Raw genomic sequence first — 23,997 nt, 5'->3', positions numbered from 1 at the left:
CCGGCCCCTTTTGGGCCGGGCAGCGAACAAGGACACATTCCATGCGTATTCAAGACAAAGTTATCGTTATCACCGGCGGTGCATCGGGCCTGGGCCTGGCCACTGCGCATTACATGGCCAGCGAAAAAGGCGCTCGCGTGGCGATTTTCGACCTGAACGTTGAAGCCGGCGAACACGCCGTGGCAGCCATTGGCGCCGATCGCGCGATGTTCGTACAGACCGATGTCAGCGACGAAGCCTCGGTGCAGAACGCAGTCAACGCAGTGGTCGATAAATTCGGCGCCATCCATGTGTGCATCAACGGCGCTGCCGTGCCGACCGGTTTCAAAGTACTGGGCCGTGAAGGCAAGGCTGCACCGCTGGCCCGTTTCGCCCAGGMCACCGCGATCAACCTCAATGGCGTGTTCAACGTCATGTCCAAGTGCGCCGAGCACATGGCCAAGAACGAAGCCGAAGCCGGCGAAGAGCGCGGTGTGGTGATCAACGTGTCGTCCGGTGCTGCCTATGAAGGCCAGGTCGGCCAGTGCGCCTACGCGGCCACCAAGGCGGGCGTGATCGGCATGAACATGCCGGCCGCTCGCGAACTGGGCGAGATTGGCGTACGCGTCAACGCCATCGCGCCGGGCCTGTTCCTGACCACCATGGTTGCCGGTCTTGACGAGAAGATTCTCAACTCGCTGAAAGAGCAGATGGAGTCTCCAAAGCGTCTGGGTGACATGCGTGAGTTCGCGCATTGCTGCGCTTTCCTGATCGAAAACGCCTACGTCAACGGCGAGACCATCCGGCTGGATGCCGCGTCGCGTATGCGTGCCCGATAACTCGCGCTGCGATCTTCTGGAGCTATTGGAGCGGTCCACCATGAAAATGAATTTTAGCCGGGTCATGCGCTTGCTCGCGTTGCGTCATCGCGACCAGGAAGCCATCGTCAACATCGAGCGCAACCGGCGGTACAGCTACGAGCAGTATCACCTGCTGACCAACCGCATCGCCGATGTCCTGCGCTCGATGCTGCACGTGCGCGCGGGCGAGCGCTTCATGCTGATCCTGGAAAACGACAACCTCAGCCTGATGATGTTTCCCAGTACCTTCAAGCAGGAAGGCACGGTGGTCATGACCAACCTGCGCGACCCGCTCGAAGAGCATTCGCGGCAGATCGGCCTGGTCAAACCCCGTGTCGTGTTTCTCGAAACACGCTTGCTGGACAGCTACTACAGCACGTTGCGCGGTCATGGTTGCGAGATCGTGGTGATGGACCCGCCTACGGCCGAACAAGCCAGCCTGCCTGGGGTTCACAGCTTCTGGTCATTGGTGGACGCCGCTTCCGACCTCGACAACGATGTCAGCCTCGATACCGACCAGCACATTTGCATGTTGCGCTTCACCGGTGGCACCACCGGCAAGGGCAAGTGTGCGATGTATTCCATCGACAACTGGATGGCGTGTCGCGACGCGGCCTTCATCAACACCGATCTGGGCTTGTCCAGTGCGACCCGGCTGTTGCATGTTTCGCCGCTGTCCCATGGCACGCTGATGCTGTTTTTCCCGACGTTCTATGGCGGTGGCACCAACCTGACCATGAACCAGCTGGACATGGAAGCCTGGCGCCAGCAGGTCGAAAAGGAGCGTGTGACCCACTCGTTCCTGGTACCGACCGTGCTGTATCGCTTGCTGGAAATGCAACGCGCCGCACCCAAGGATTTCTCATCGCTAAGCACCTTGATCTACGGCGCCGCGCCAATGAGCCCGGACAAGCTGGGCGAACTGGTGGAATGCTTCGGGCAGATTTTTGTCCAGGGCTACGCCGCCACCGAAGCCCCGATGGTCATCGCCGCGCTCGACAAGGCCTCGCACCAGCCCGGCAATGCCGCCGCGTTGCAACGCTTGTCGTCGGCCGGGCGTCCGACTCCAGGGGTCGAAGTGTTTATCGCCGATACGGACGGCACGCCGCTGCCGATCGGCGAAACCGGCGAGATCCGCATTCGCTGCAACGCTGTGATTAAAGGCTATTACGAAAACCCGGAAGCGACCGCTGCCGAGTTCGAAGACGGGGCGTGGAAATCCGGTGACCTGGGTTACATCGACCACAACGGTTTCCTGTACATCGTCGACCGTCTCAAGGACATGATCATCAGCGGCGGTTTCAACGTCTACGCGGTGGAAGTCGAAGCCGCGCTGGCGGCGCACCCCTCGGTTCTGATGGCGGCGGTGGTCGGCATTCCGCACCCGGAATGGGGCGAGGCCGTGCATGCCGAAGTGATCCTGCGTCAGGGCGAATCGGTCACGTCAGAGGAGCTGATTGCCCAGACCCGAACGCGACTGGGCGGTTACAAGGCGCCGAAATCGCTGGTGTTCGTGGATGAGCTGCCTCTTTCGGTGGTCGGCAAGGTGCTGCGCCGGCAAGTGCGGGAAAAGTACTGGAAGGGATCGTTGCGCAACATCAGCTGAAGACTCAGCCAGCGTCTGTTCCGGGTCACGCAGGCTCGGAGCAGACGCTGGTGAAATCACGCTCTAAGTGGGCATATCAATTTGATCCAGCACCCGATTCGCGGTGAGCTCCGCCACCATGATGCTGTTTGAAATCCCCAGCAACGCGTAGCGCGCCTCCCCCTCCATATGATCCACCAACTGATGGACCATCACATCGACCGAGGCCAGCGTCTCGACCAAAAACACCACCAGGGTTTCGTTGCTCGCTGCTTGGTCCACGGAAAACAGTTTGCTGGGTGTCCGCGCGGTGGCCTTGATGTCGGCATTCGACGGGAAGTGGAAGTCAAGGGCGCGCTCGGCAGCCTCGTTGAGTTTGTTTGAATCGGGTTCGTACGGGGAAACCGGATCGGTGTCCGGTGGGTTGGGCGTTACTTTGAACATATGCTGAGTTACCTAATTATGTGCCACCCCTCTTGCGACTAMACGAGAAGGGAGGCAGCTGTACGCAGGTTAGTCGACCGGCAAACTCAGCAATCCGGCGCGCCCGAGAGCGCCCTGCGTACAGCCACCATCAAGTACAGGAATTGAAAGGCCTGCATGACAGATGCACGCACAACTGAGTTAACGCGGGCGACTAAACCCGACCACTGATGGGCAGTGGCAGGGAAACGATAGAGGCCAGGCCCAGGGCGCACAAGCCGGCGGATTCTGGCGTAACGGTAGGCAACGGCGCAAGGTCTTGTAGCTTTCAGGACGTAACCTGGAGAGCGTTTAAACAAGCACTTTCAAAACGTGTTTAACCGACCAGGCAAGCTGGTGTGGTGAGGGGCAAGCCCCCTCGCCACAAAAGCGCCCTCACCCATGCCAATCAAATGACCGAACAACGCTGATCATGGCGGTGGCACCACGGTGTAATACACCCCGTTGGCGCCATAAGCAGGTTGCAACCAGGAATTGCCGCATTGGTAGTAGGTCTGGGAAAAAGTCTGCAAAATACATCCGAGCGGCAGGCTGGCATAAGTCTGGCCCAAGGGCATCGTCGGCGGTCCCGAAGCGACCATCCCGGCGTTATAGCCAGCGTTGAAATCGTCTTCGTCGGCATTCTCGTCGGCCAACGACCCTACAGCCGAGCCCACCGCCACGCCCGTCGCGGCTGCAGCGACCGGATTGACACCGCCGCAGTAATAACAGCCGCTGCTGGCAATCACAGCGGCGGGTGGGTGGTAGTAGGCGGTCCCGTAAGGAACTGACTGGTAAGCGTCCCCGCCATATGCGGGTCCCCGGTAGGCTGTCGTGCCATAACCGTCCGCGTGGTAGCCAGCAGCGGCGGCGCCATTTTCACCTTGTGCTTGCCAGGCACCGCCCCCGCCGGACGCCGTTCCGCCTTCGGCACCCGTGCCTGCCCAAGACCCACCGCCACCGGACGCCGAACCTCCGCGGTAGCTCGTACCGCTCCAGCTGCCGTCACCGCCGGAGGCCGAGCCGCCGCGATTGGTTTCGCCACTCCAACTGCCATCGCCGCCCGAAGCCGAGCCGAATTCGCCGGAACGACCCCATGAACCCCCACCGCCGTATCCTCCGCCAAAACCACCGGCGTGCGACCAGGCTGCCGCCTCGTTACACATCAGCGCGGCGATTAACAGGCCCGCGAACTCCAAGGTAGATCTGTTCATGATTCAACCTCCTCGTTCAGGGTTTTGTGACGGGTTCTTTAACGCCTTGCGGGGCGCGAAGGACGGGAGGCGGGGCAAACTTGATCCGGCGCGCCGACTCGATCTGGTCAGGTTTGAAGAACGCCGCAGGCATCGCTGAACTGAGCTTCCAGTCACTGAAATCGACCTGATGCCGGGATCGGGTCGGGTCATCGAGAAACACTGCGCGCAACCGGCGCGGGAGCTTGTCCTCAGCACCGATCCAGGCCTGGACGAATACGGTGTCGCTGGCGTAAGCAATCACATCGGTGGTGGTATCGCCGACCACCGTCGACTGGCCGATGTAAAACGCCACACGCATATCCGCGGACAAGTCTTTATAAGGATCAGCGACGATAACGTCGGTAAACGGAAAATAGATGGCCGCACGCTGGTACGCGGCCTCCAGCGTCGCGTCGATGGTGGGAGGCGCATCAGCTTGAGCGAGCAGTTTGTCTTTGCGCTCAAAGGCATAGGCTTGCTTGCCGTCGTAATAAAACTCGGTGGCCGGACCATCGCCCGAGGTCATGACACGCAGCTGATTCGGGCGCTGCTCAGTGACCAGCGCCACCGAACTATAGGCCAGGGGTGGCCCAAGCCGGCTGGGCTTTTCGTAGGTGGTAACGGCTTTGAAACTCAGGCCCTGGGTGCTTGTCAGGCGAGCGCTCATGGCCTTCAGAATATCCAGCGCCTTGGGTTCCAACTGCGCCGCTGGCGCATCTACCGCCGGTGTCTGGGCGGCTTGCAACGGCGTGACAACGACAGACATGACCATGCTGACCGTGAACAAGCGGACATACTGCTGGAGGCTAAGCATCTTTTGTTCTCCGCAGAGAGAGGTCAGGCGTTAGACGACGGCTGACGAAAATGACGTCGTAACGGACTCATATTCCGATGAACACGTTTTGATGATTCATGCCTTGCACCGGTTTGCAGCCATCGACCATCCGGAATATCAGCAAAGCTCAATTTGCTGTCATTCGCCATTCAATCGAAAAAATAACCCGACAAATCCGGGCAAAAAAAGTCAGCGTGGCGCGCATTGGCTGGATATTTCAGCATTGCTACCTACGCTGTCTCCAGAGGTATTTAGATTTCGAAAGCCGGGGGCGATGGTCGACTGCGTCACCACAGAAACATTCGACTTTATCTTAGGAGCACACACACCATGAATCTGTCCCGCAACCTGGTCATCGGCACCGCATTGGCCGCAATCCTGCTCGGCGGTTGCACCTCGAAAGTCACCGAGACGACGCAGTACTCCGGTTTCCTGTCGAGCTACAGCGACCTCAAGGAAGTCGAAACGCCCAGCGGTGGCACGGCGATGCGCTGGGTGAGCCCGTCGTTTGACCGGAATGCGTATACCACCATTGCGTTCAATACGCTGGAGTTCTACCCCGCGCCAAAACCCAACGAGCGGGTCAATATGCAGACGTTGCTCGAATTGCAGAACTATATGACCAGCACGGCCAAAAGCGTGCTGGGCCAGAAATACCGGATAGTGTCTAGCGCGGCCGCAGCACCGGCCGGCGCAAACACCCTGATCCTGCGTGCGGCAATCACCGGAGTCACCGCCTCGAACGAAGGCATGAAGTGGTATGAAGTGGTGCCGATTGCAGCCGTTGTCGGAGCGACGCAGGCCGCCACCGGTCACCGGGATCAAGACACTAACCTGTTCATCGAAGCCGAGCTCATCGATGCCAGGACCAATCAAACCGTCGTCAAAGTGGTGCGCAAAATATTCGGCACCCCGCTGGAGAACGACAAGCAGGCAATCAGCACCCAGGACTTCAAAGCCGCGATCAACAAATTGAACGCTGATATCTGGGCGTTCATCCGCAGTTGAGGCCTGTTTCAACCGCCCAAAAAAGATTGGCGGTTGAATTAACAAATGCAGAGGACATTCGACATGCATCCGTATCTATCGCGCCCGTTATCAAATGTGCACAGAACGTTATTCTTCGCCGCGCTCATCACCGGTGTCCTGGCATTAAACGGCTGCGCAACGGTGGAGGCTCAGGTAACCCAGTATGTTGGGGTCCCGCAGTACCCTGCGACTATTCCGGCCGAAGTCCAGATATTGCGCACAGAGCCGACGCGCCCCTTCGTGCGGCTGGGTGAAATCCTGATTGATGCCAGTATCGAACCGGCGCCCCCTATGGCCGACATCGAACTGAAACTGCAAGACGAAGGCGCCAAGCTTGGCGCAGACGCAGTCGTCATTGTTTACGACAAGATTGCGACCGTCGGGGCCTACGTGTCCGGCCCGGTATGGAGCCGTGACGTCAGTACGATCCAGGGGCGCAAGCTCAAAGCCATTGCCATCAAATACAAATAATCGATTCCTGATAAAGAGGTACACCGCATGAAAGCAATCCTGTCCTGGATGACCCTCACGTTGGCGACTGTGTTAATCAGTGCCTGCTCTGCCGTCGGATCAACCGATGGCGGTGCCGGTGAGATCGAGGTTCGATCAGGGAAGATCGAGCAGATCTCGCTGACACAAATGCAGACCAATCACGACAGTGGCGTCGGTGCCGTGCTCGGCGGCCTTGGCGGTCTGGGTATCGGCAGCCTGATCGGTCATGGCACCGGCCGCGATGTCGCCATGGTTGCCGGTGCGCTCGCCGGGGCTGCCGGCGGTAACTATGTAGAGAAGAAGAAGTATGACCAACCGGTAACCGCGCAACAGATCATCGTGCGGGTCACCAGTGGCGTGCTGGTATCGGTCACCCAGCCGATCAATCCGAACTTGAGTAAAGGCATGAAGGTGTACATCGAAGGCTCAGGCAATGATGCCCGAGTGGTACCGCAAGGCAGTTAAGGAGACGAGATCGACGTGAGCGGGCTGGGGCTCATCGTGGAAACAAAAACGTGATCGCCGCACGAAATCCCCAGCCCTGCGCACCGTCCTCGGGGCTGTCAGCCCAATAGCGTGGCCCGGCCTGAATGGTCAGCGGCTGGCCTCCCAGCTTGAGCAGCTGTGTCACCGTGGCATTGATGGGGACCGACCATTCCCTGGATTGCCAGTTGTAGGTCGACTCGGTGTTAATGCCAAACGTGGTGTAGGTGTGAGTGGTGTACGACCAAAAGGGCTGCAAGAACGTCTGATTGACCTTTTCCGCATTCGGCTGCTCGCCGCTCAGGCTCCAGATCTGATTGGCCAGAATACCTCGCGTCCATCCGTGTGATTGTTTCAGCGCCACGATGGTCGGCCCTGCCCCCCACTGCCGACTGCTCAGCAACCTGTCACTTCCAGTGGGGATCAGCAACACGGGCCCGCCACCGAGAATCCAGCCACTTTCCGTCGGGTCCTTGGGCGAGAAGAAAAAGCTTTGGGTCACATCCCCCACACCGGATTTGTTCGCCGCGCCGTCTGGAGCCAGACCATGCTGGTCAATAATCGGCAGGATCGTGCGGGAGATCAGGTTCCAGTGGTCATTCAACTCGAAGGGCAGAACCGGCTGGACGTTGGTCACGCTTTGCATGCCCTCCCCCGTGGGCCCCATTTTCTGATTCCAGTTGTACTGGATTGGCAGGCTGTACAAGTTCGCAATCGGGTTCAGGGATTTTCTCGCCAGCTCGGCGGAATCATCGGCGTGAGCAACCAACGCCCCGAATAAAAGGGCACAAGGCAGCAGGTAATGCTCGGGTCGATAGCTCGGCATGTTTAAACACCTTGGTGGTTTGAGCATCAGCAAAGCGCAGTTTCATGGTGCTCGCCATTCAAACCACTAAACAAATTGAAGTTTTGACCATGTTTTGCCTCATTTAAGTGGGCGGCGTCTGGAAATTTCACAATACCTACCTAATCTCTTGGCGGGGGGATCCCGTATTTCAGGAGTTACCTGAGGGCTTTCTTTAAGCGTATCTATAGCCGTACACAGGGTCTCGATTATGAATCGGAAAAAAATATTCTCTGCACTCGCAACGCCTTTACTTATGTCTGCCATGTTAATTCCCGGCATGACACATGCCGCCGATAAGCCACCTAACATCCTGGTGATCATGGGCGACGACATTGGCTGGTCCAACATCGGTGTCTACAACCAGGGCATGATGGCCGGTCGCACCCCTCATCTCGACCAGCTCGCCAATGAGGGCATGCGCTTTACCGATTATTACGCCGAGGCCAGCTGCACAGCCGGTCGCGCCAACTTCATTACCGGTGAACTGCCGATCCGTACGGGCATGACCACCGTCGGCCAGGCCGGCTCGCCCATCGGCATTCCTGCCCAAGCCGTGACTATCGCAACCGCCCTGAAATCCATGGGTTATGCCACCGGCCAGTTCGGTAAGAACCACTTGGGCGACTTGAACGAATTCCTGCCTACCGTCCATGGCTTCGATGAGTTCTTCGGTTACCTCTATCACCTCGACGCCATGGAAGATCCGGCACACCCCAACTATCCGAAGGACCTGCTGGACAAGGTCGGCCCGCGCAATATGGTCCACAGCTGGGCCACCACCACCGATGACAGCACCGTCATGCCGCGCTGGGGCAAGGTCGGCAAACAGAAAATCGAAGACGCCGGCACGCTGTATCCAGAGAGGATGAAAACCGTCGACGACGAGATTCGCGACAAGACCTTCACCTTCATCGACAAGGCCAAGCAGGACAACAAGCCGTTTTTCGTCTGGTTGAACCCGACCCGCATGCACATCGTCACCCACCTGTCCGACAAGTACGAGGCCATGCGCAATTCGGAAAACGGCTGGTCGGAACAGGAAGCCGGCATGGCACAGCTGGATGACATCGTCGGCGATGTCATGGCCAAGCTGAAAAAAGAAGGCATGGATGACAACACCATCGTGATCTTCACAACCGACAATGGTGCGGAAAACTTCACTTGGCCGGACGGCGGCACCACCCCGTTTGCCATGGGTAAAGGCACCATTATGGAAGGCGGTTTCCGGGTACCGGCAATCGTTAAGTGGCCGGGTAAAGTGCCGGCTAACACGGTTGCCAACGGCATCATGTCCGGTATGGACTGGTTCCCGACCCTGGTCGCTGCGGCGGGCAACCCGAACATCACCGCGGAACTGCTCAAGGGCAAACAACTGGGCGATACCACCTACAAGGTGCACCTCGACGGCTACGACCAGACACCGATGATTACCGGTAAAGGTCCGTCGAACCGCCATGAAATCTTCTACTTTGGAGAGAGTGTCCTGGGTGCGGTGCGCATTGATGATTACAAGTACCGCTTCATTGACCAGCCTGGCGGTTGGTTGGGCGCTAAATTATCTGTGGATGTGCCGATCCTGACTAACCTTCGTCTTGATCCTTTTGAACGTATGGGTTGGCCGGAGAATCAGTCAGCACAGGGCTCGCAACAGTACTTCGACTGGTTCAAGTTCCAGTTCTGGCGCTTCGTGTTCGTCCAGCAGCAGGTGATGAAACTGGCTGAAACTGCGATTGAGTTCCCGCCCATGCAAAAAGGCGCGAGTTTCAACCTCGACTCGGTCAAGGCCAAGCTCGAGGCCGCCCGCGCGGAAATGGCCAAGTAAGCAACCAAATCCACGGGTGGTCGGGCGGGCCACCCGTTTTCGAATAGACATTTGGTGAGGACAATACATGCCAACAAAAACAGTTGCCCTACCCACTTTCACACTCCTTGCCCTGTGCTGCCAGCAAGCCTGGGCCGGCGGCATCTCGCTTTACGAAATCGGCACGGATAACGTCGGCCTGGCCAACGCCGGCGCCGCCGCCCGCGCTCAAGGCCCCTCGACCATCGCCTACAACCCGGCGGGCATGAGTTACTTGCCGGGCACGCAAATCACCGGCGGTTTGCAAGTGCTTTACGGTGACGTGTCCTTCGATCGCGATGCCGGCACCGAACCGGGCAGCGGCAGTGGCAACGCCCTCGATCCGATTCCCGGCGGCAGCTTCTTCGTCACCCATGAACTGGACGATCAATGGAGCGTCGGTTTTGGCACCTACGGCGACTTCGGGCTTGCCATCAATTACGACAACGATTGGTCAGGGCGTTATTTTGCGCAAAACGCCAGCATCGTCGGTTTGTCCATGGTGCCCAGTGTCTCTTACCGCTTCAACGAGCAATGGTCAGTAGGCCTGGGCGTCAAGGCCATGTACGGCGAGTTGAAGGCGCAAACCGCCATTGACCGTAGACCCTTCGGTTTCACCGACCGCACCGACGGTCAATACAAATACCGGGACGGCACCTGGGGCTATGGCGCCAATGTGGGGGTGATTTACTCCCCGCAAGAGAGCACACGCATTGGCCTGACCTACACCAGCAAAGTCGATCTGGACTTCGAAGACCGGCTGGATGTGAAAGGCGATGGTCGGCTGCTGGAGCGCATCAACAACACCAACACCAAACTCGACGTGAATGTGCCGCAAACCGTCACCCTTAGCCTGTTCCAACAAATGGACCCGAAATTGGCCTTGTTGGCCTCGGTCAACTGGCAGGACTGGTCGGAGTTTGGCGACATCGGGGTAGAGGTCGACACTAATGCGTTTGGTGCGCAATCGAGAACGATCGACGCGCATTTCAAGGACACCTGGCACCTCTCACTGGGTGCGCAATACCAGGCCACCAAGCAATGGCTGTGGAACGTCGGTGTGGCGTACGACAGCAGCGCCGTGTCGGACAGCGACCGCAGCGTGATCTTGCCGATGAACGAAATCTGGCGCCTTGGAACGGGAGCCACCTATGCTGTTGACAAGGACACCGATGTTAATGTCAGTTGGGCACTGATCTGGCTCGGTGACATGCCCGACCAACAGACCAAGACCCTTTCGGGTAATGAAATTTCCGGGCAATTCGACAGCGCCTGGATTCAAGCGCTGACCGGGAACATGACTTGGCGCTTTTGATGCGTAGCAAAAAAAAATACGATTTTAAACCATGGAGTAAACAACACTATGATTCTGTCCCGAAGCTTGTTCATCGGTGCYGCATTGACCGGCGTCCTGTTGGGCGGTTGCACCTCGAAAGTCACGGAGACGACGCAATACTCCGGTTTCCTGTCGAGCTACAACAACCTGAAGGAAGTCGAAACACCCAGCGGGGGTACGGCGATGCGTTGGGTGAGCCCATCGTGGAACCCGAACGCGTATAACACCGTGGTCTTCAACAAGCTGGAGTTCTACCCGGCGCCGAAACCCAATGAACGGGTCAATCAGCAGACGCTGGCCGATATCCAGAACTACATGACCACTAAAGCCCGGGCCACACTGGGCACGAAATACCAGGTGGTCAGCACGCCGGCAGCCGCTCCGGCCGGTGCCAAAACCTTGATCCTGCGCGCGGCAATTACGGGGGTCAGCGCCTCGAACGAAGGTATGAAGTGGTATGAAGTGGTGCCGATTGCGGCCGTCGTCGGGGCGACACAAGCAKCCACGGGTCACCGCGACCAGGACACCGAGCTGTATATCGAGGCGGAATTCATCGACGCCAAAACCAACCAGACCATGGGCCGAGTCGTGCGCAAGGTGTTTGGCACGACCCTGGAAAACGAAAGCCAGAATGTCACTGCGAAAGACTTCAAAACCGCGATCGACAAACTGAACTCTGACCTCCTGCAATTCATCAAGTAACTGCTCAAGCAATAAAGAGGTCCGACCGGCGCCCCGTGAACGGGGCGTCGGCATTTTCACCTCCGATCACTTTTTCATCCCTACCCGCCGTCGCATCTCGGCCGTAATCGTCTGCCGGGTTTTCTTCAGATCCGCCCAAGGCGCATCTCCCACCTCGGCCAGGCGTTCATGCACGGTGTGCACGTTCCATTGATTGCCACCCTTGAGCTCGGCGACCTCCTCGCGAAAAACCGGCACCGACACCGGCAACCCTTCACGGGTGCGTACGGCGTAGGCGCAAATAGTGGTAGCGCCCAGACCGTTGCGCAGGTAATCGATGAAGATCCGCCCTACCCTGTTTTTCGGTCCCGACACCGCGGAAAACCGCTCCGGCAACAGCTTGGCCATGTGGCTGACAATCGCATGGCTGAAGTCCTTCACCTCGTCCCAGCCGAGCTTGCGGGTCAGCGGCACCACCAGGTGAATGCCTTTGCCGCCGCTGGTTTTGAGAAACGCCTTGAGCCCCAGTTCATCGAGCACTGACAACGTCAGTTGAGTCGCTTCGACCATGCTTTTCCAGGGCAACGCCGGGTCCGGGTCAAGGTCGAGCACGAAGCGGTCGGGCCGGTCGAGGTTGTCTGCGGTGGCATTCCAGGTGTGCAGCTCCACGGTGCTCATCTGCACGGCGCCAATCAGCGCTTCGGCGTTGTTGATGATCATCACCGGTTGGCCGGTCAATTCCTTGTCCAGCGTGGTGATGCCGGGGATCGCCAGGCGCTCGGCGTTTTTCTGGAAAAACAGCTCGCCTGCGATGCCATCCGGCGCACGCACCAAGGCAACGGGGCGGTCCTTGAGCTCTGGCAAAATCCACTGTGCAACGCTGGCGTAATACTCGGCCAATTGTACTTTGGTGGTACCGCTGGAGGCGTCGATGACCCGGTCGGGGTGGGTGATGCGCACCTTGCCTTCGCCCAGCCCCATTTGTGACGGTGCGGGTTGGGCGGTGTTTTTCCTCGCCGCAGCGGACGTTTTTTTCTCTGGAGTCTTCACCACTTTCGGCTGCTCCTCTGTAATGCCTTCGGCGGGTTTGTCATCGCGCAGGCCATGGAACACCGCATGGCGCACCGAGCCTTCCTTGGTCATCTCAGCGAACGCCACTTCCGCCAACAGCACGGGTTTGAGCCAGTGCACACCCTTGGCCTCGAAACCGGTCGGTGGATTGACCACCGACGGTTTCTTCGCCTGCAACGGTTTGAGCTGTTCGTAGACGCGTTTGAGCGTGGTCTCGTTGAAGCCGGTGCCCACTTTGCCGGCGTAACGCAACTCGCCGCTGTCACGGTCATGCAAACCGAGCAGCAGCGCACCGAAGGCGTTGCGCGATCCTTTCGGATCGGTGTAGCCGACCACCACGAATTCCTGGCGGTGTTTGCACTTGAGCTTGATCCAGTCGCTGCTGCGCCGGGACACGTAAGGCGAGCCCAGACGTTTGCCGATCAGCCCTTCCATCTGCATTTGACAGGCGCTGTTGAGCAAGGCTTCGGGCGCTTCGTCGAACGAGTCCGAAAAGCGTAGCAACGGGTCCTGATTAAGTTTGAGCACGGTGGACAACGCCACCCTGCGCTCTTCGACCGGCACCTCGCGCAGGTCCACGCCGTTGAGGTAAGGCAAGTCGAACAGGTAGTACAGGATGTTGGCGCTGGCACCGGCATCGAAGGCATTTTGCAGCGCCTGAAAGTCCGGCACGCCGTGCTCGACGGCCACCACCATTTCACCGTCGAGCCAAGCCGATTCCAGGTTCAGTGCCGCTAACGCCTGGGCTTGCTTTGGCAATTTGTGGGTCCAGTCGTGGCCGTTACGAGTGAAGAGCTTGATGTCACCGTGATCGATGCGGGCCATGATCCGGTAGCCGTCGAACTTGATCTCGTAGCTCCACTGGCCCTCCGGGGCCTTTTCCACCAACGTGGCCAGTTCGGGTTTGAGCTGGTCGGGCAGTTTGGCTTTGTGGGCGCCGGTGAGCGGCGCAGACGGCGCCTTGGAAGCGGGTTTAGCGGGCTTTTTCACGGGTTTGGGTTTAGCCGCAGTTTTTGCGGGTTTGGCGATGAGGGTCCGGTCACTCAGCACGCTGTCGGGCTCGGCAGCGACCACGTCGTAGTCGCTCTCGGGTTTCGCCGCGCTGTCCTGATGCTTGATCAAAAACCATTGTTCCYGCTTGCCCGGCATGTGCGTGCGCACCAGGTTCCACAGTCCGCCGAGCTTCTCGCCTTGCAACTCGAACTTGAGTTTGCCCTTGGCATAGGCCTTGGCCGGATCTTCTTGCGGAATCCATACGCCACGGTCCCAGACGATCACATCACCCGCGCCGTAGTGCCCCTCTGGGATGTTGCCCTCGAACGTTGCGTAGTCCAGCGGATGGTCTTCGACGTGGACCGCCAGGCGCTTGACCTTGGGGTCGAGCGAGGGGCCTTTGGGCACAGCCCAGCTTTTCAGCGCGCCATCGAGCTCCAGGCGAAAGTCGTAATGCAGGCGTGAGGCGTCGTGCTTCTGAATGCAAAACTGCAACGCATGGTCTTTCGCGTTCTTTTTGCCTGGGCGTTTGGTCGCGGCGGGCTCAGAGGTCGCCGAGAAGTCGCGCATGTGGTTGTAGTCGTCGAGGTCCTTGTTCATGGCGCACCCGCCGACGCAACGATCCCCCCGATGCCGGGGCCTACCCGCGTGACGATCAGCGCCACCACCGCAATCCGTTCCACGCGCTGATAACCGGGGGTCAGCAACTCTTCGCCGAACACGTCGGGATCGAGTTCACGATAAGTCCAGCCGAACATTGGCGACGCCAGGTGCGGGGTCAGTGCTTGCAGGAACGGATCATGGCCATCGATCATCGCCACCCCGGTATACAGCACCAACGAGCCGCCGGGTGCCAGTCGGTTCAAGGCTTGCTCGACAATACGCAGCGACAGTTGCGCGCCGAACGCTCCACCACCATGGCGATAGGCGCGCTCGGTCGGGTCGGCCATGTAGGGTGGATTGGCAACGATCAAATCGAAGTGACCGTCGACGCCTTGCAATACATCGCTGGCTTCGGTGCTGACATTGGTCACTTCGGCGAGCGCGGCATTGATGGCCGTCAGACGCAGCGCCGCCGGGTTGATGTCCACGGCCAGCACTTGGGCTTCACGGCGGGCGCGAGCAATCACAATTGCGCCGACGCCGGCACCACAGCCGATGTCCACCGCACGCCTGATCGGAGCGAAGTCGTGTTGCAGATAGGCATGGATCAGCTGCGCAAAGCGGTACGTGTCCGGCCCGAAGAACACCGCGTCCGCTGCGTCGGTGGGAAAGGCAGAATGCACAAACAGCAGATCATCGAGGCTCGACCAGCGCACCCGGCTTTTCAGGTGTCCGTTGCTTTCTTCGAGCACGCCAGCCTGTTGTAACTGCCGCTGTTCATCCGCCGACAACAGACCCGACTCGAACGGCCGCGACCAACCGAACACATCGCGCAGGCTCGGGGYCTGTCGCCAGGTCGCCCGATCAAGCACTCGCTGATGCGTCAGCGGCGTTGGCGTGATGAATCGATAGTTGTCGGCCTGCAAGCGGCGCCCCAGTTGCAGCAACGCCAGATCGGCAGCGTCCATGTGTTCTTCCTGATTCATGTAAGGCTCCTTATCGAAGTCTGGATTTGAGCTCGATGAATCGACGCGTGGCCAACAGGCCGGCCGGATGGGAGTGCCGATGCGCCGACAACCACGGGATCAACACCTGCATCTGCTCGGCCGCAGTCCGCCCCTCCAGCGCGCCTTGCAGGCTCTGGACATCCGGATCGCTGGCCGGCAAGGCGSGTTCGACGGCGTCACTGTGGTTGCGGCGATACGCCGGTGGCGGGCACTCGGGTATCCAGTCGCCGGCAATCCAATCGTGCAGCAGTTGTTTTTCATAAGGGCTGAACACCCCGAACATGGCCGCGCCATCGCCTTCGATCAACTGCCAGAAACGGCTGGCTCGCGGGTCTTGGTGACGCTTGATCCAGCCTTTGGTTTCCAGGGCGGCGAGGAAGCCGGGCAGCTGCTCTGGCGCCGATAGCCACTGGTTGACGGTCTTGCCTTCAAAGCGGCAGTAGTCGGAATGCATGTGCTGGCCGAACGGTCGTTTGCGTTCGAGCATATTCAGCACTTCGCCGTAGAGATCGAACGACTCGATGATCGCCCGACTGCCCGGACCCAGATCATTAAGCCGATAGCCCAGCGCGACCCGACGCAGAAAATCTTCGCGATCACCTTCCAGCGGCATCAGTTGCAGCACAGATTGCACGGCTTTGTGCGCGTGGCCGGTGCTGGCATTGTCGATGGTCACATGCAACGTGAAGTAATACGGATCGATGCCCAACTCGCTGAGTTCATAGGCGCTGATCAACAGGTGCAGCGGCAGTTGTTCATAGCCCAGGTTGTAGCCGATCACCTCGGGTAAAAACTCTTCGGCRCATGCGCCCAGTGCCAGCTGTATCGCGCCTTGCAGGTAATGCTCGTCGACGATGACGCCGGTGTCCTGCAAGCCCAGTTCCGCCAGCAGTTTGCGGTAGATCACCACATGGTTCTGCGCCGGGTTGCCCTCGCCCAATTCTTCCAGATAGGTGCAGATCAGCCCGTCGAAACGCGGGTCGCGCCAGTGCGGCAGTAAACCGGACAGCCAGGCGCCGTCCACCAGTTTGGTGGGGGCAACGGCTTGCAGGAAAAACAGGGCGTGGGCCTTGTTGCTGAAGAACTGCCGCACTCCCCCGGCTTTGCGGGCCTTGATGTAGTCGGCGTACTGGCGAGCCACTTCGGTGGAGTGCTGTTCGACAAAGTCTTGCAGGGCCGAGAGGTCTTGCGGCATGTCCTGCGGCAGGTTCGCCGCTTGCTGCAGTTGAGCGTGCAGAAACGTCCTGGCCAGAGGCTGGGCAGCGTCGCTCAACAGCAACTGCTCGTAGGTCTGCTTCAGGCTACCGGTGGCAGACATCGCCTGCTCATGGGCAGGCCGGGATTGGAGGTGTGTCAAGGCAGTCATGGGCGCATCTCTCGGTCTAAGGCCAGAGGCAGGACGCTCAAGCAACACGTCTCTACATCAGCAGAGCGATGGGCCGGGAGAAAAATTCAATCGGCGTTGAAATTGCCCGGACAGACGGGCCTGTGGCGCAGCACCGACCGGTGCCGCTTGCGAATATACTCAGCCGGTCCGGGTTCATCCTTCGGAGGACAATCATGCGCACGGTCCACATCATCGAACCTGCAACATCACCTGCGTCGGTGAATGTCGTCGGCGAGGCGATTACGATTCTGGCAGGTGGCGATCTGAGCAAGCCCTTTGAAATGCACATTCAGGAAGGCGTACAAGGTGGCGGGCCGCCGCCGCACTTTCATCCGTGGGACGAGGCGTTCTACGTGGTCGACGGTCAGGTTGAAGTGACGGTGGCGGGTGCGTCCACTACGGTCTCGGCCGGGGGCTATGTGCACATCCCCGGCGGGTCTATTCATGCTTACAAAAACATTAGCCCGACCGCGAAGATGATCGGTGTGGTCTCAGACCCGCGGGGCGGGCAGTTCTTTGCTGCGGTGGACCGGTTGCGGGTACCGGAGGATTTGCCCCGGATACTGGAAATCGCCGAGGCGCATGGCATTACGTTTCTGGTGTAGTCACCGCATTATCGTTCATCGTCGGAACGCCGCCCGGAACCGGCTCGCTCCCTCATTTAAATGCATTCCAATGTGGGAGCGAGCCTGCTCGCGATAGCAATCGGATAGGCAACAAGTTTTTGTGGCGGTCACTCAGGCAGTGCCACCCTTGGCCTGCTGCTCCAAATGCACCTGCAATTCTGGTTCGATGTTCAGTGCCGCAGCCAGTTCATCCAGCCAGGTACGCTCGGCCTCCCCCTGATCGTCCACCAGCATTACGCTGGCCAGATACATTTGCGCCACAATCGCCGGATCGGTTGCCGACAGCGATACATCGGTGGCATCCAGCGGCCGGGCCACCTCTTCATCCAGCCATTGCTGAAGGTCGGGGTCATCGATGTGTTTGCCGATTTCAGCGCTGATATCTGCTTCTCTGCAGCATCAATGCGGCCATCGGCCTTCGCCGCCGCAATCAAGGCGCGCAGCACGGCATGGCTATGGTCTTCGATGTCCGGGCCCGACAATAAATCGACGGTGCGCGGCGGCTGTTGTGGCRCCGAGGCCGGACTGCGCTGCCAGGCCTGATACGCCTGAAACGCCATCATCCCCAACGAGGCCAGGGCTGCGTAACTGGTGCTGCCACCCGAGCGATTTTGGGTCACACCGCCTGCGGGTGCACCGCCGCCCAGCACACCGCCGAGCAAGTCATCCAAGCCACCACCGCCACTGCTTGAGCCGGCCTAACCGCCCATCAGGCTGCCCAGTAACCCGCCCAATCCGCCGAGCGGATTTTGAGATGACGCACCACCGCCGCTCTGTTGCGACACCGTGCCCTGACTGGCCCGCAGTAATTGTTCGAGCAAATCGCTGGTGTTCATGACGACGATCTCCTTAAGGGAATGGATCCATTCTGGCAACGATAGACCTCGTCGGCGAATGCGCCACCACCGTTGGGCTGGCGTGAAAGCCTGACACGCCGCCAACATTTACTGACGGTGAACCTTATGCCCGGATTCCCGGTCGATACCTGCAACCCGCCAGGTTTGCCGACACCTCCACTTGAAGGTTTGATAACAGGCTTGCTTCACTTTCTGGAGAACGCCCCCGTGATTTCGACCGTACACATTGCCAGGCTCAAAGCATGGGGCGCCCATGGTTTCACCGCCACCGGTGTGGTGACCGCCTTCCTCGCCACCCTGGCGCTGCTGGACAACCAACCGACCCACTGCCTGCTGTGGCTGGGGGTCGCGCTGATCGTGGACGGACTGGACGGCGCACTTGCGCGCAAGGTCAATGTGCAGACGGTGCTGCCCRGTTTCGATGGCTCGATTCTGGACCTGGTAATCGACTACCTCACCTATGTGTTTATCCCGGCGCTATTTATTTACCGCTACGTGCCACTACCGGACCACTCATTGCTGCTGACGGTGTCGCTGATTCTGGTGTCGTCGCTGTTTTGCTTCTGCAACGTCAACATGAAAAGCAAAGACAACTACTTCCAGGGTTTTCCAGCCGCGTGGAACGTGGTCGCGCTGTGCCTGTACATCATTGCACCGACGCCCTGGATCACCTTGCTCACCGTCATCGGCCTGGCCTTGTTGACTGTGACGCGGATGAAGTTCCTGCACCCGTTTCGCGTGCGCCGCTTCATGCCGATTAATATCGCCGTGACAGCCATCTGGTTGCTATGCAGTTTGTCGCTGGTGCTCAACCATCCGGTGATCAACCCGATGGTGATGGGCGTTTGGCTGCTGATGTCGGCTTACTTTCTGGGAGTCTGCATCTGGCGCACGGCATATGAGTGGTTTGACGACTCGCGTCAACCATAATGCGATATGGCCATTTATATCGTTCGACTCGCCTCACCGAGTACACACGATGAATAAGTACTATCTGCTTATCTCGAAAATATCTAGAAATAGAACAATACCTGTCAACTCTGACAGTAGCACCCACTAAAAAAGCCTACTAACTTAGCCCATACAATAACCAAATTCATACGTACTCCCACATCGGAAGAACTGTTCCGCATGGACGACAGACATGAAAACCATCAATCCATTTTATTCCTTTGCCCTGCTTGGCTTTGCGCTGTTTACTCCCGCAGCCTTTGCGGAAGACACGCCATGTGACATTGCATTCAAAAATAGTAGTGCAAACCATAGCTGCTGGTACAACGGTTACTATACAACCCAGCAAGATGAGTCCTGCAACTATAATGTAGATTGTCCTGCCAACAGCGTAACCATCGATAAACTTACAGCGCAGCCCCGCGTATCATCGACCAGTAAAGTAAACAAAATCACCGTTCCGCTACTACAAGCCGCCTGCCTGAAGAACCGCAACGGCATATTAGTAGTCGAATGCTTTTAACAGCAAACAAAAGTTAACCACTCTACTCATGCAAACTGCACTTACGACTGCCACATTACATGGTAAGTGCTTGCTGGCTTCGATATTCATGCGCGCACCTTTGATCTTGCGCCGGTGCCTGTGGGGGAGCCTGCTCGCGATRGCYATCGCGAGCAGGCTCCCACACAGGATCTCCCAAATAAATCAATGTGGTTTCAGCGCCGTGTGATGACAACTTCGAGGTATTCGCTCGGCACCACCAATGACGTCTCCCCTGCCCGGTTCGCCCGGTTCAGCAACTCGGTCAGGTCCTGTTCAAACGCCTGGGCACCCTCGGGAGGCAGCACCGCGAAGGCTTTATGGAGCGGCCCGTACCAGTTGCGGAAGACGTCGATGAAGTGCGCCGCCGAGCGATAGCGGAAGTTGAAGTGACGGCGCGTCACCTGGATCAGAAAGTCGCGTTCATCGAAGTGTGAATGCAGCCAGGCTTCGGTGCCCCAGTTGGACGGTGGTTGTGCCCCCTCCGGTGGTGGCAGGTGGCGGCCCAGGGTCTTGAACATCTGCCCGACATAGCCTTCCGGTGTCCAGTTGGCCAGGCCGATCCGCCCACCGGGACGGCAGACTCGCGCCAGTTCGGTGGCGGCTTTGGACTGGTCGGGCGTAAACATCACGCCGAAGGTCGACAGCACGGCATCGAAGCTCGCGTCCTCGAACGGCAGTGCTTCAGCGTCGGCCACCTGGAAGGTCACTTCCAGGTGCTCTGCCCTGGCCCGGTCTTCACCACGCTCCAGCAGCGCAGCCACGTAATCGGTGGATGTGACCCTGCAGCCTCGGCGTGCGGCGGCAAGTGTCGCATTGCCGTTGCCAGCAGCGACGTCCAGCACCCGCTCGTCACAGAGCAGGTCACAGGCTTCGGCAAGCTGCTCGCCGACAATCTGCAACGTGGTGCCGATGACGGCGTAATCGCCGCTGGCCCAGGAGGCCATTTGGCGGTTTTTAAGGGCAGTGAGATCAATCGGTGTACTCATGAGTCTGCTCCGTAAGGATTGCAACGCGACTGCGACCTATTCTGCGGTGGTGGGGTCGATAATGCCCGTCACTTGGGAAATACGGTTGGCAGGGAATCCACTGCGGGTGGCGTGTTCTTTGATGAGCGCTTCGTCGGGTGCGATGTACACGCAGTAGAGTTTGTCACCGGTGACGTAACTTTGAAGCCACTGCACTTCTGGCAGATCGCGCAACACATTGCAGGACTTTAGCGAGGCGGCTTTCAAATCGCGCTCTGACAGTGTTCCAACGCCCGGGATCTCGCGCTCTATGACGAACTTTGGCATGGCAACCTCTCATTCTTGTTATTGATGACAGGGTCGGTAGTGCCCTGTTGAATCAACTATCGCCCCGGCGCAGGCCAACGTCCTGCCCGATCGTCGGCCAACCCTGTCCGATCGTCCGGAGCTTGGGCGCGGGGCCGCGACAGGCTCACAATCAACACCATCCGCACCTCGGAAAACCGCCATGGACGCCCTGTCACAAACCTTGCGTGTCGTGCGCCTGGTCGGCGCGATTTTCATCAATGCCCGTTTCACCGCCCCCTGGTGCTACCAGTCGCCCAGCGCCGACACGGCGGCACCGTTTCTGGAGCCCGGCGCCGAACGCGTGGTGATTTTTCACTTGATCACCGAGGGCGAGTGTTACGTCGAACTCGGTGATGACCCTCCGTTACTGCTGACGGCCGGCGATGTGGTGGTTTTCCCGCAAGGCCACGCCCATCGCATGTGTTCCAGACCGGGGCTTGCGCCCGCCACCGGCGCGCGGCTGGACGTGGTGCTGGCGCGGCGGCCACGGCAACTGAGTTATGGCGGTGGCGGCGCGGTCACGCGGTTGGTGTGCGGTTATCTGGCGTGTGACACGCTGTTGGCTGGCATGTTGTTGACAGGGCTGCCGGCGGTGGTCCGGGTCAACGTGCGCGGTTCGAATGCAGGCATGTGGCTGGAGTCTTCGGTGCGTTACGCGCTGGCTGAAGCCCGTTCGCCAAGGCCCGGTGGTGAAGGTGTGCTGGCGAAACTGGCCGAAGTGTTGTTCATCGAAGTGCTGCGCCTGTACATGAACGAACAGGGCGAGGGGCGTACCGGGTGGCTGGCCGGGGTTGGTGACCGGATTGTCGGCGGCGCGTTGAACGCCCTGCACAAAAAGCCCTGTCACGCCTGGACGCTGGATGAGTTGGCGCGCACGGCCGGCACCTCAAGATCGGTGTTGGCCGAACGCTTTCAGCAATTGGTCGGGAGCTCGCCGATGCAGTACCTGACGCAATGGCGGATGTTACTGGCGGCCAACCTGTTACGCAGCAGTAACAGCTCACTGATGCGCATTGCCGAAGAGGTGGGTTACCAAACCGATACGGCGTTCAGCCGGGCTTTTCGTCGCGAGTTCGGTGCGCCCCCGGCCGCGTGGCGGCGCAGTCAGGCGAACAAACCGATGGCCCAAGGCGCGTAGCCTGTGGGCCATTGATCTGATCGGTTATGCCGCCGGGGCTTTCGCCTCCTCCAACAGTTGTTGGATCACCTTCTCCTGCGTGTCGTAGCTACCTTCACCAAAGTGGGTGTAACGCACTTGCCCCTTGGCGTCGATCAGGTAGTGGGCGGGCCAATACTGATTGTCGAAGTTGCGCCAGATCGCGTAGTTGTTGTCGATGGCCACCGGGTAGGTGATGCCGAGCTTCTTCACCTGATCCTTGACGTTGTCGATGATGCGTTCGAAACCGTACTCCGGGGTGTGCACGCCGATTACCACCAGGCCGTCCTTCTCGTACTTCTTCGCCCAGTCTTTCACATACGGCAGCGTGTGCTGGCAGTTGATGCAGTCGAAAGTCCAGAAATCCACCAGCACTACTTTGCCTTTCAGCGATTCGTTGGTCAGGGCCGGCGAGTTGAGCCATTCGACGGCGCCGTTCAACGACGGCATGGCGCCTTGGGCGTTGCCCATCGTATCGGCCTTCACTTTGCTGACGAAGTAGTCGACCACTTTCGGCACGGTTTCCAGCACGCCTTTCTCAAGGCTGCTGACGCCTTCGGAGGAAGTGCCGGCCAGCAGGGCTTTGTCGGCCCCGGTGGAAATCACCACCGCCGCAGCCAGCACCGCAACACCGGTACCTCGACGCAGCCATCCGGTGACCGGGATCGACGCTTTCAAGCGATTGACCAGGCCGCGACCGGCGAAGATCAAGGTGCCCAGCGACAATGCGCTGCCCAGGCCGTACGCCACCAGCAACAGGCTGGTTTGCGCATTGGCACCTTGCAGCATGGCGCCGGTGAGGATCACACCGAGGATCGGTCCGGCACAGGGCGCCCACAGCAGACCGGTGGCCACACCGATCATCACCGAACTCAACGGACCGGACAGGTTGCGGCTGTCGGGGTCAAGGCGATTGCCCAGCGCCACGAACGGACGGGCCATCACGTCACCGACCCGGGCAGAGATCAGCGACACGGCAAACAGCCCCATCACGATCAGGGCAACCTGGCGACCGGTGTTGTTGGCTTGCACCACCCACTCACTGCTGACCACGGCCAGGCTGGAGATCAGGGCAAAGGTCAGGACCATGCCGCCGAGGGTGAGCAGGATGGAGGAGCGTGTGCGTTTGACCCCGGCGAACAGGAACGGTACGACCGGCAGGATGCAGGGACTGAGGACGGTCAATATGCCGCCCAGGAAAGCGATGAGAAACATGGGATCACCTTTGAAATGATGGAGGCCGACACACCGCACAATCCCTGTGGGAGCGAGCCTGCTCGCGATGGCTGAGTGTCAGTCGACATAAATGTTGAATGTACCGGCCTCATCGCGAGCAGGCTCGCTCCCACAGTGGAATGATGGTGTATGGGTAAGAGGTGATGGGCGGACTCAGTTGTCCGAGTTGCAGCCGTCAGCCACTTTGCGGTAGTCCACGACCTGGGTTTTGTTCTGCGAATCCAGGTAGGTCAATTGCGCATCCACCACTCCGCAGATCGGCGTCGCGTCCTGTTTCAGCGACACGACTTTCTTGATGTCCAAATGCGTGCCGTAGGTGTAGGTTTTCGGTGTAACGTCTGCTTCGGCACGGGCCGACAAGGTGCAGATGTTCAGTGCGGCAAACAGGCAGGCGGCGTAGATGGCTTTAGTGTTCATGACGGTTTCCTCAAGGCTTCAATGGGTCAGTGGTTCGATTGAGCCGAGGCGGTCTGGTTTGCCTCGATGGGACCTATTAAAAGCCTGCGAGGTATCTGGTCTGTGTCGAAAACAGACGCGTATAAATCGGTACGTATCAAACCCGGCCGCCGATACACAGCGATACAAAAGC

General features: G+C 59.1%; 24 protein-coding genes and 1 pseudogene. 13 read left to right on the top strand and 12 right to left on the bottom strand.

The genetic code is table 11. From position 1 onward, the window contains the following. Window positions 1-41: 41 nt before the first annotated feature. Window positions 42-818 carry an SDR family NAD(P)-dependent oxidoreductase gene (locus AC1DSG_RS07095; protein ID WP_477790245.1) on the top strand — a complete coding sequence of 259 codons (777 nt, stop codon included), beginning with the start codon at window positions 42-44 and terminating at the stop codon, window positions 816-818. 40 nt (window positions 819-858) lie between these two features. After that, window positions 859-2,445, top strand: coding sequence for a class I adenylate-forming enzyme family protein (locus AC1DSG_RS07090; RefSeq protein WP_477790244.1), 1,587 nt, complete (start codon window positions 859-861; stop codon window positions 2,443-2,445). Window positions 2,446-2,508: 63 nt separating this feature from the next. On the opposite strand, the gene AC1DSG_RS07085 is transcribed toward AC1DSG_RS07090, so the two are convergent. The 3 genes from AC1DSG_RS07085 to AC1DSG_RS07075 form a co-directional block, all read right to left on the bottom strand. Further along, window positions 2,509-2,868 carry a DUF6124 family protein gene (locus AC1DSG_RS07085; protein ID WP_477790243.1) on the bottom strand — a complete coding sequence of 120 codons (360 nt, stop codon included), beginning with the start codon at window positions 2,866-2,868 and terminating at the stop codon, window positions 2,509-2,511. A 449-nt stretch (window positions 2,869-3,317) separates the two neighbouring features. Next, the gene (locus AC1DSG_RS07080; RefSeq protein WP_477790242.1) at window positions 3,318-4,100 is read right to left on the bottom strand and encodes a hypothetical protein; all 783 of its coding nucleotides are present in this window, start codon (window positions 4,098-4,100) and stop codon (window positions 3,318-3,320) included. Window positions 4,101-4,116: 16 nt separating this feature from the next. Next, window positions 4,117-4,935 carry a DUF2092 domain-containing protein gene (locus tag AC1DSG_RS07075; RefSeq protein ID WP_477790241.1) on the bottom strand — a complete coding sequence of 273 codons (819 nt, stop codon included), beginning with the start codon at window positions 4,933-4,935 and terminating at the stop codon, window positions 4,117-4,119. 91 nt (window positions 4,936-5,026) lie between these two features. Between AC1DSG_RS07075 and AC1DSG_RS07070 the strand changes: the two genes are divergently transcribed. The 4 genes from AC1DSG_RS07070 (at window position 5,027) to AC1DSG_RS07055 (ending at window position 6,942) form a co-directional block, all read left to right on the top strand. Continuing rightward, window positions 5,027-5,290, top strand: a complete 264-nt coding sequence (locus AC1DSG_RS07070; RefSeq protein WP_477790240.1) for a hypothetical protein — start codon at window positions 5,027-5,029, stop codon at window positions 5,288-5,290. Further along, a complete protein-coding gene (locus tag AC1DSG_RS07065) occupies window positions 5,287-5,964 on the top strand; it encodes a DUF3313 domain-containing protein (protein ID WP_477790239.1) in 678 nt (225 codons plus the stop codon). Before AC1DSG_RS07070 ends, AC1DSG_RS07065 begins: the two co-directional genes overlap by 4 nt. A 63-nt stretch (window positions 5,965-6,027) precedes the next feature. Further along, window positions 6,028-6,456: a hypothetical protein gene (locus AC1DSG_RS07060; RefSeq protein WP_477790238.1), complete on the top strand. Its 429-nt coding sequence runs from the start codon at window positions 6,028-6,030 to the stop codon at window positions 6,454-6,456. A gap of 27 nt (window positions 6,457-6,483) precedes the next feature. Beyond that, window positions 6,484-6,942 (top strand): glycine zipper 2TM domain-containing protein, encoded by a 459-nt coding sequence (locus AC1DSG_RS07055; protein WP_477790237.1) that lies wholly within the window; start codon window positions 6,484-6,486, stop codon window positions 6,940-6,942. A gap of 31 nt (window positions 6,943-6,973) precedes the next feature. Here the strand turns inward: AC1DSG_RS07055 and AC1DSG_RS07050 are convergent, their stop codons facing one another. Further along, a complete protein-coding gene (locus AC1DSG_RS07050) occupies window positions 6,974-7,786 on the bottom strand; it encodes a transporter (protein WP_477790236.1) in 813 nt (270 codons plus the stop codon). A gap of 229 nt (window positions 7,787-8,015) precedes the next feature. Here AC1DSG_RS07050 and AC1DSG_RS07045 point away from each other — a divergent pair, with 229 nt between their 5' ends. The 3 genes from AC1DSG_RS07045 to AC1DSG_RS07035 all read left to right on the top strand — a co-directional run bounded on the left by AC1DSG_RS07045 (window position 8,016) and on the right by AC1DSG_RS07035 (window position 11,685). After that, on the top strand, window positions 8,016-9,629 hold the full coding sequence (locus tag AC1DSG_RS07045; protein WP_477790235.1) for an arylsulfatase: 1,614 nt from the start codon (window positions 8,016-8,018) through the stop codon (window positions 9,627-9,629). Between the two features lie 67 nt (window positions 9,630-9,696). Beyond that, window positions 9,697-10,962, top strand: a complete 1,266-nt coding sequence (locus tag AC1DSG_RS07040) for an OmpP1/FadL family transporter (RefSeq protein WP_477790234.1) — start codon at window positions 9,697-9,699, stop codon at window positions 10,960-10,962. 48 nt (window positions 10,963-11,010) lie between these two features. Continuing rightward, window positions 11,011-11,685 (top strand): DUF3313 domain-containing protein, encoded by a 675-nt coding sequence (locus tag AC1DSG_RS07035; protein WP_477790233.1) that lies wholly within the window; start codon window positions 11,011-11,013, stop codon window positions 11,683-11,685. A 66-nt stretch (window positions 11,686-11,751) separates the two neighbouring features. Here AC1DSG_RS07035 and ligD read toward each other — a convergent pair whose 3' ends face one another. From ligD to AC1DSG_RS07020, 3 genes are read right to left on the bottom strand one after another with little or no spacing between them, the layout of a single operon-like run. Beyond that, on the bottom strand, window positions 11,752-14,328 hold the full coding sequence (ligD, locus tag AC1DSG_RS07030) for a DNA ligase D (RefSeq protein ID WP_477790232.1): 2,577 nt from the start codon (window positions 14,326-14,328) through the stop codon (window positions 11,752-11,754). Next, window positions 14,325-15,317, bottom strand: coding sequence for a methyltransferase (locus AC1DSG_RS07025; protein WP_477790231.1), 993 nt, complete (start codon window positions 15,315-15,317; stop codon window positions 14,325-14,327). The genes ligD and AC1DSG_RS07025 overlap by 4 nt, the downstream gene beginning before the upstream one ends. A 10-nt stretch (window positions 15,318-15,327) precedes the next feature. Next, window positions 15,328-16,704 (bottom strand): iron-containing redox enzyme family protein, encoded by a 1,377-nt coding sequence (locus tag AC1DSG_RS07020; protein ID WP_477790230.1) that lies wholly within the window; start codon window positions 16,702-16,704, stop codon window positions 15,328-15,330. A 194-nt stretch (window positions 16,705-16,898) separates the two neighbouring features. On the opposite strand from AC1DSG_RS07020, the gene AC1DSG_RS07015 reads away from it, so the two are divergent. After that, window positions 16,899-17,330, top strand: a complete 432-nt coding sequence (locus AC1DSG_RS07015; RefSeq protein ID WP_477790229.1) for a cupin domain-containing protein — start codon at window positions 16,899-16,901, stop codon at window positions 17,328-17,330. A gap of 132 nt (window positions 17,331-17,462) precedes the next feature. Here AC1DSG_RS07015 and AC1DSG_RS07010 read toward each other — a convergent pair. After that, window positions 17,463-18,187 (bottom strand): annotated as a pseudogene (locus AC1DSG_RS07010) (tellurite resistance TerB family protein). A 228-nt stretch (window positions 18,188-18,415) separates the two neighbouring features. Between AC1DSG_RS07010 and pcsA the strand changes: the two are divergent. Beyond that, entirely contained in the window at window positions 18,416-19,138 is a 723-nt protein-coding gene (gene pcsA, locus AC1DSG_RS07005; protein ID WP_477790228.1) for a phosphatidylcholine synthase, read from the top strand. Between the two features lie 214 nt (window positions 19,139-19,352). Beyond that, window positions 19,353-19,682, top strand: a complete 330-nt coding sequence (locus AC1DSG_RS07000; protein ID WP_477790227.1) for a hypothetical protein — start codon at window positions 19,353-19,355, stop codon at window positions 19,680-19,682. A 194-nt stretch (window positions 19,683-19,876) separates the two neighbouring features. Here the strand turns inward: AC1DSG_RS07000 and AC1DSG_RS06995 are convergent, their stop codons facing one another. Further along, window positions 19,877-20,689: a class I SAM-dependent methyltransferase gene (locus AC1DSG_RS06995; protein WP_477790226.1), complete on the bottom strand. Its 813-nt coding sequence runs from the start codon at window positions 20,687-20,689 to the stop codon at window positions 19,877-19,879. 36 nt (window positions 20,690-20,725) lie between these two features. Next, window positions 20,726-20,995: a DUF4242 domain-containing protein gene (locus AC1DSG_RS06990; protein WP_477790225.1), complete on the bottom strand. Its 270-nt coding sequence runs from the start codon at window positions 20,993-20,995 to the stop codon at window positions 20,726-20,728. 181 nt (window positions 20,996-21,176) lie between these two features. Between AC1DSG_RS06990 and AC1DSG_RS06985 the strand changes: the two genes are divergently transcribed. Beyond that, entirely contained in the window at window positions 21,177-22,154 is a 978-nt protein-coding gene (locus tag AC1DSG_RS06985) for an AraC family transcriptional regulator (protein ID WP_477790224.1), read from the top strand. Between the two features lie 24 nt (window positions 22,155-22,178). Here AC1DSG_RS06985 and AC1DSG_RS06980 read toward each other — a convergent pair whose 3' ends face one another. Together AC1DSG_RS06980 and AC1DSG_RS06975 are read right to left on the bottom strand one after the other, a co-directional pair. Next, window positions 22,179-23,387: a cytochrome c biogenesis protein DipZ gene (locus AC1DSG_RS06980; protein ID WP_477790223.1), complete on the bottom strand. Its 1,209-nt coding sequence runs from the start codon at window positions 23,385-23,387 to the stop codon at window positions 22,179-22,181. A gap of 174 nt (window positions 23,388-23,561) precedes the next feature. Continuing rightward, window positions 23,562-23,825 (bottom strand): DUF2790 domain-containing protein, encoded by a 264-nt coding sequence (locus AC1DSG_RS06975; RefSeq protein WP_477790222.1) that lies wholly within the window; start codon window positions 23,823-23,825, stop codon window positions 23,562-23,564. Window positions 23,826-23,997: the final 172 nt, after the last annotated feature.

The organism is Pseudomonas sp. P5_A12, from assembly GCF_056400685.1.
This window is presented reverse-complemented; position numbering and strand designations above follow the sequence as displayed.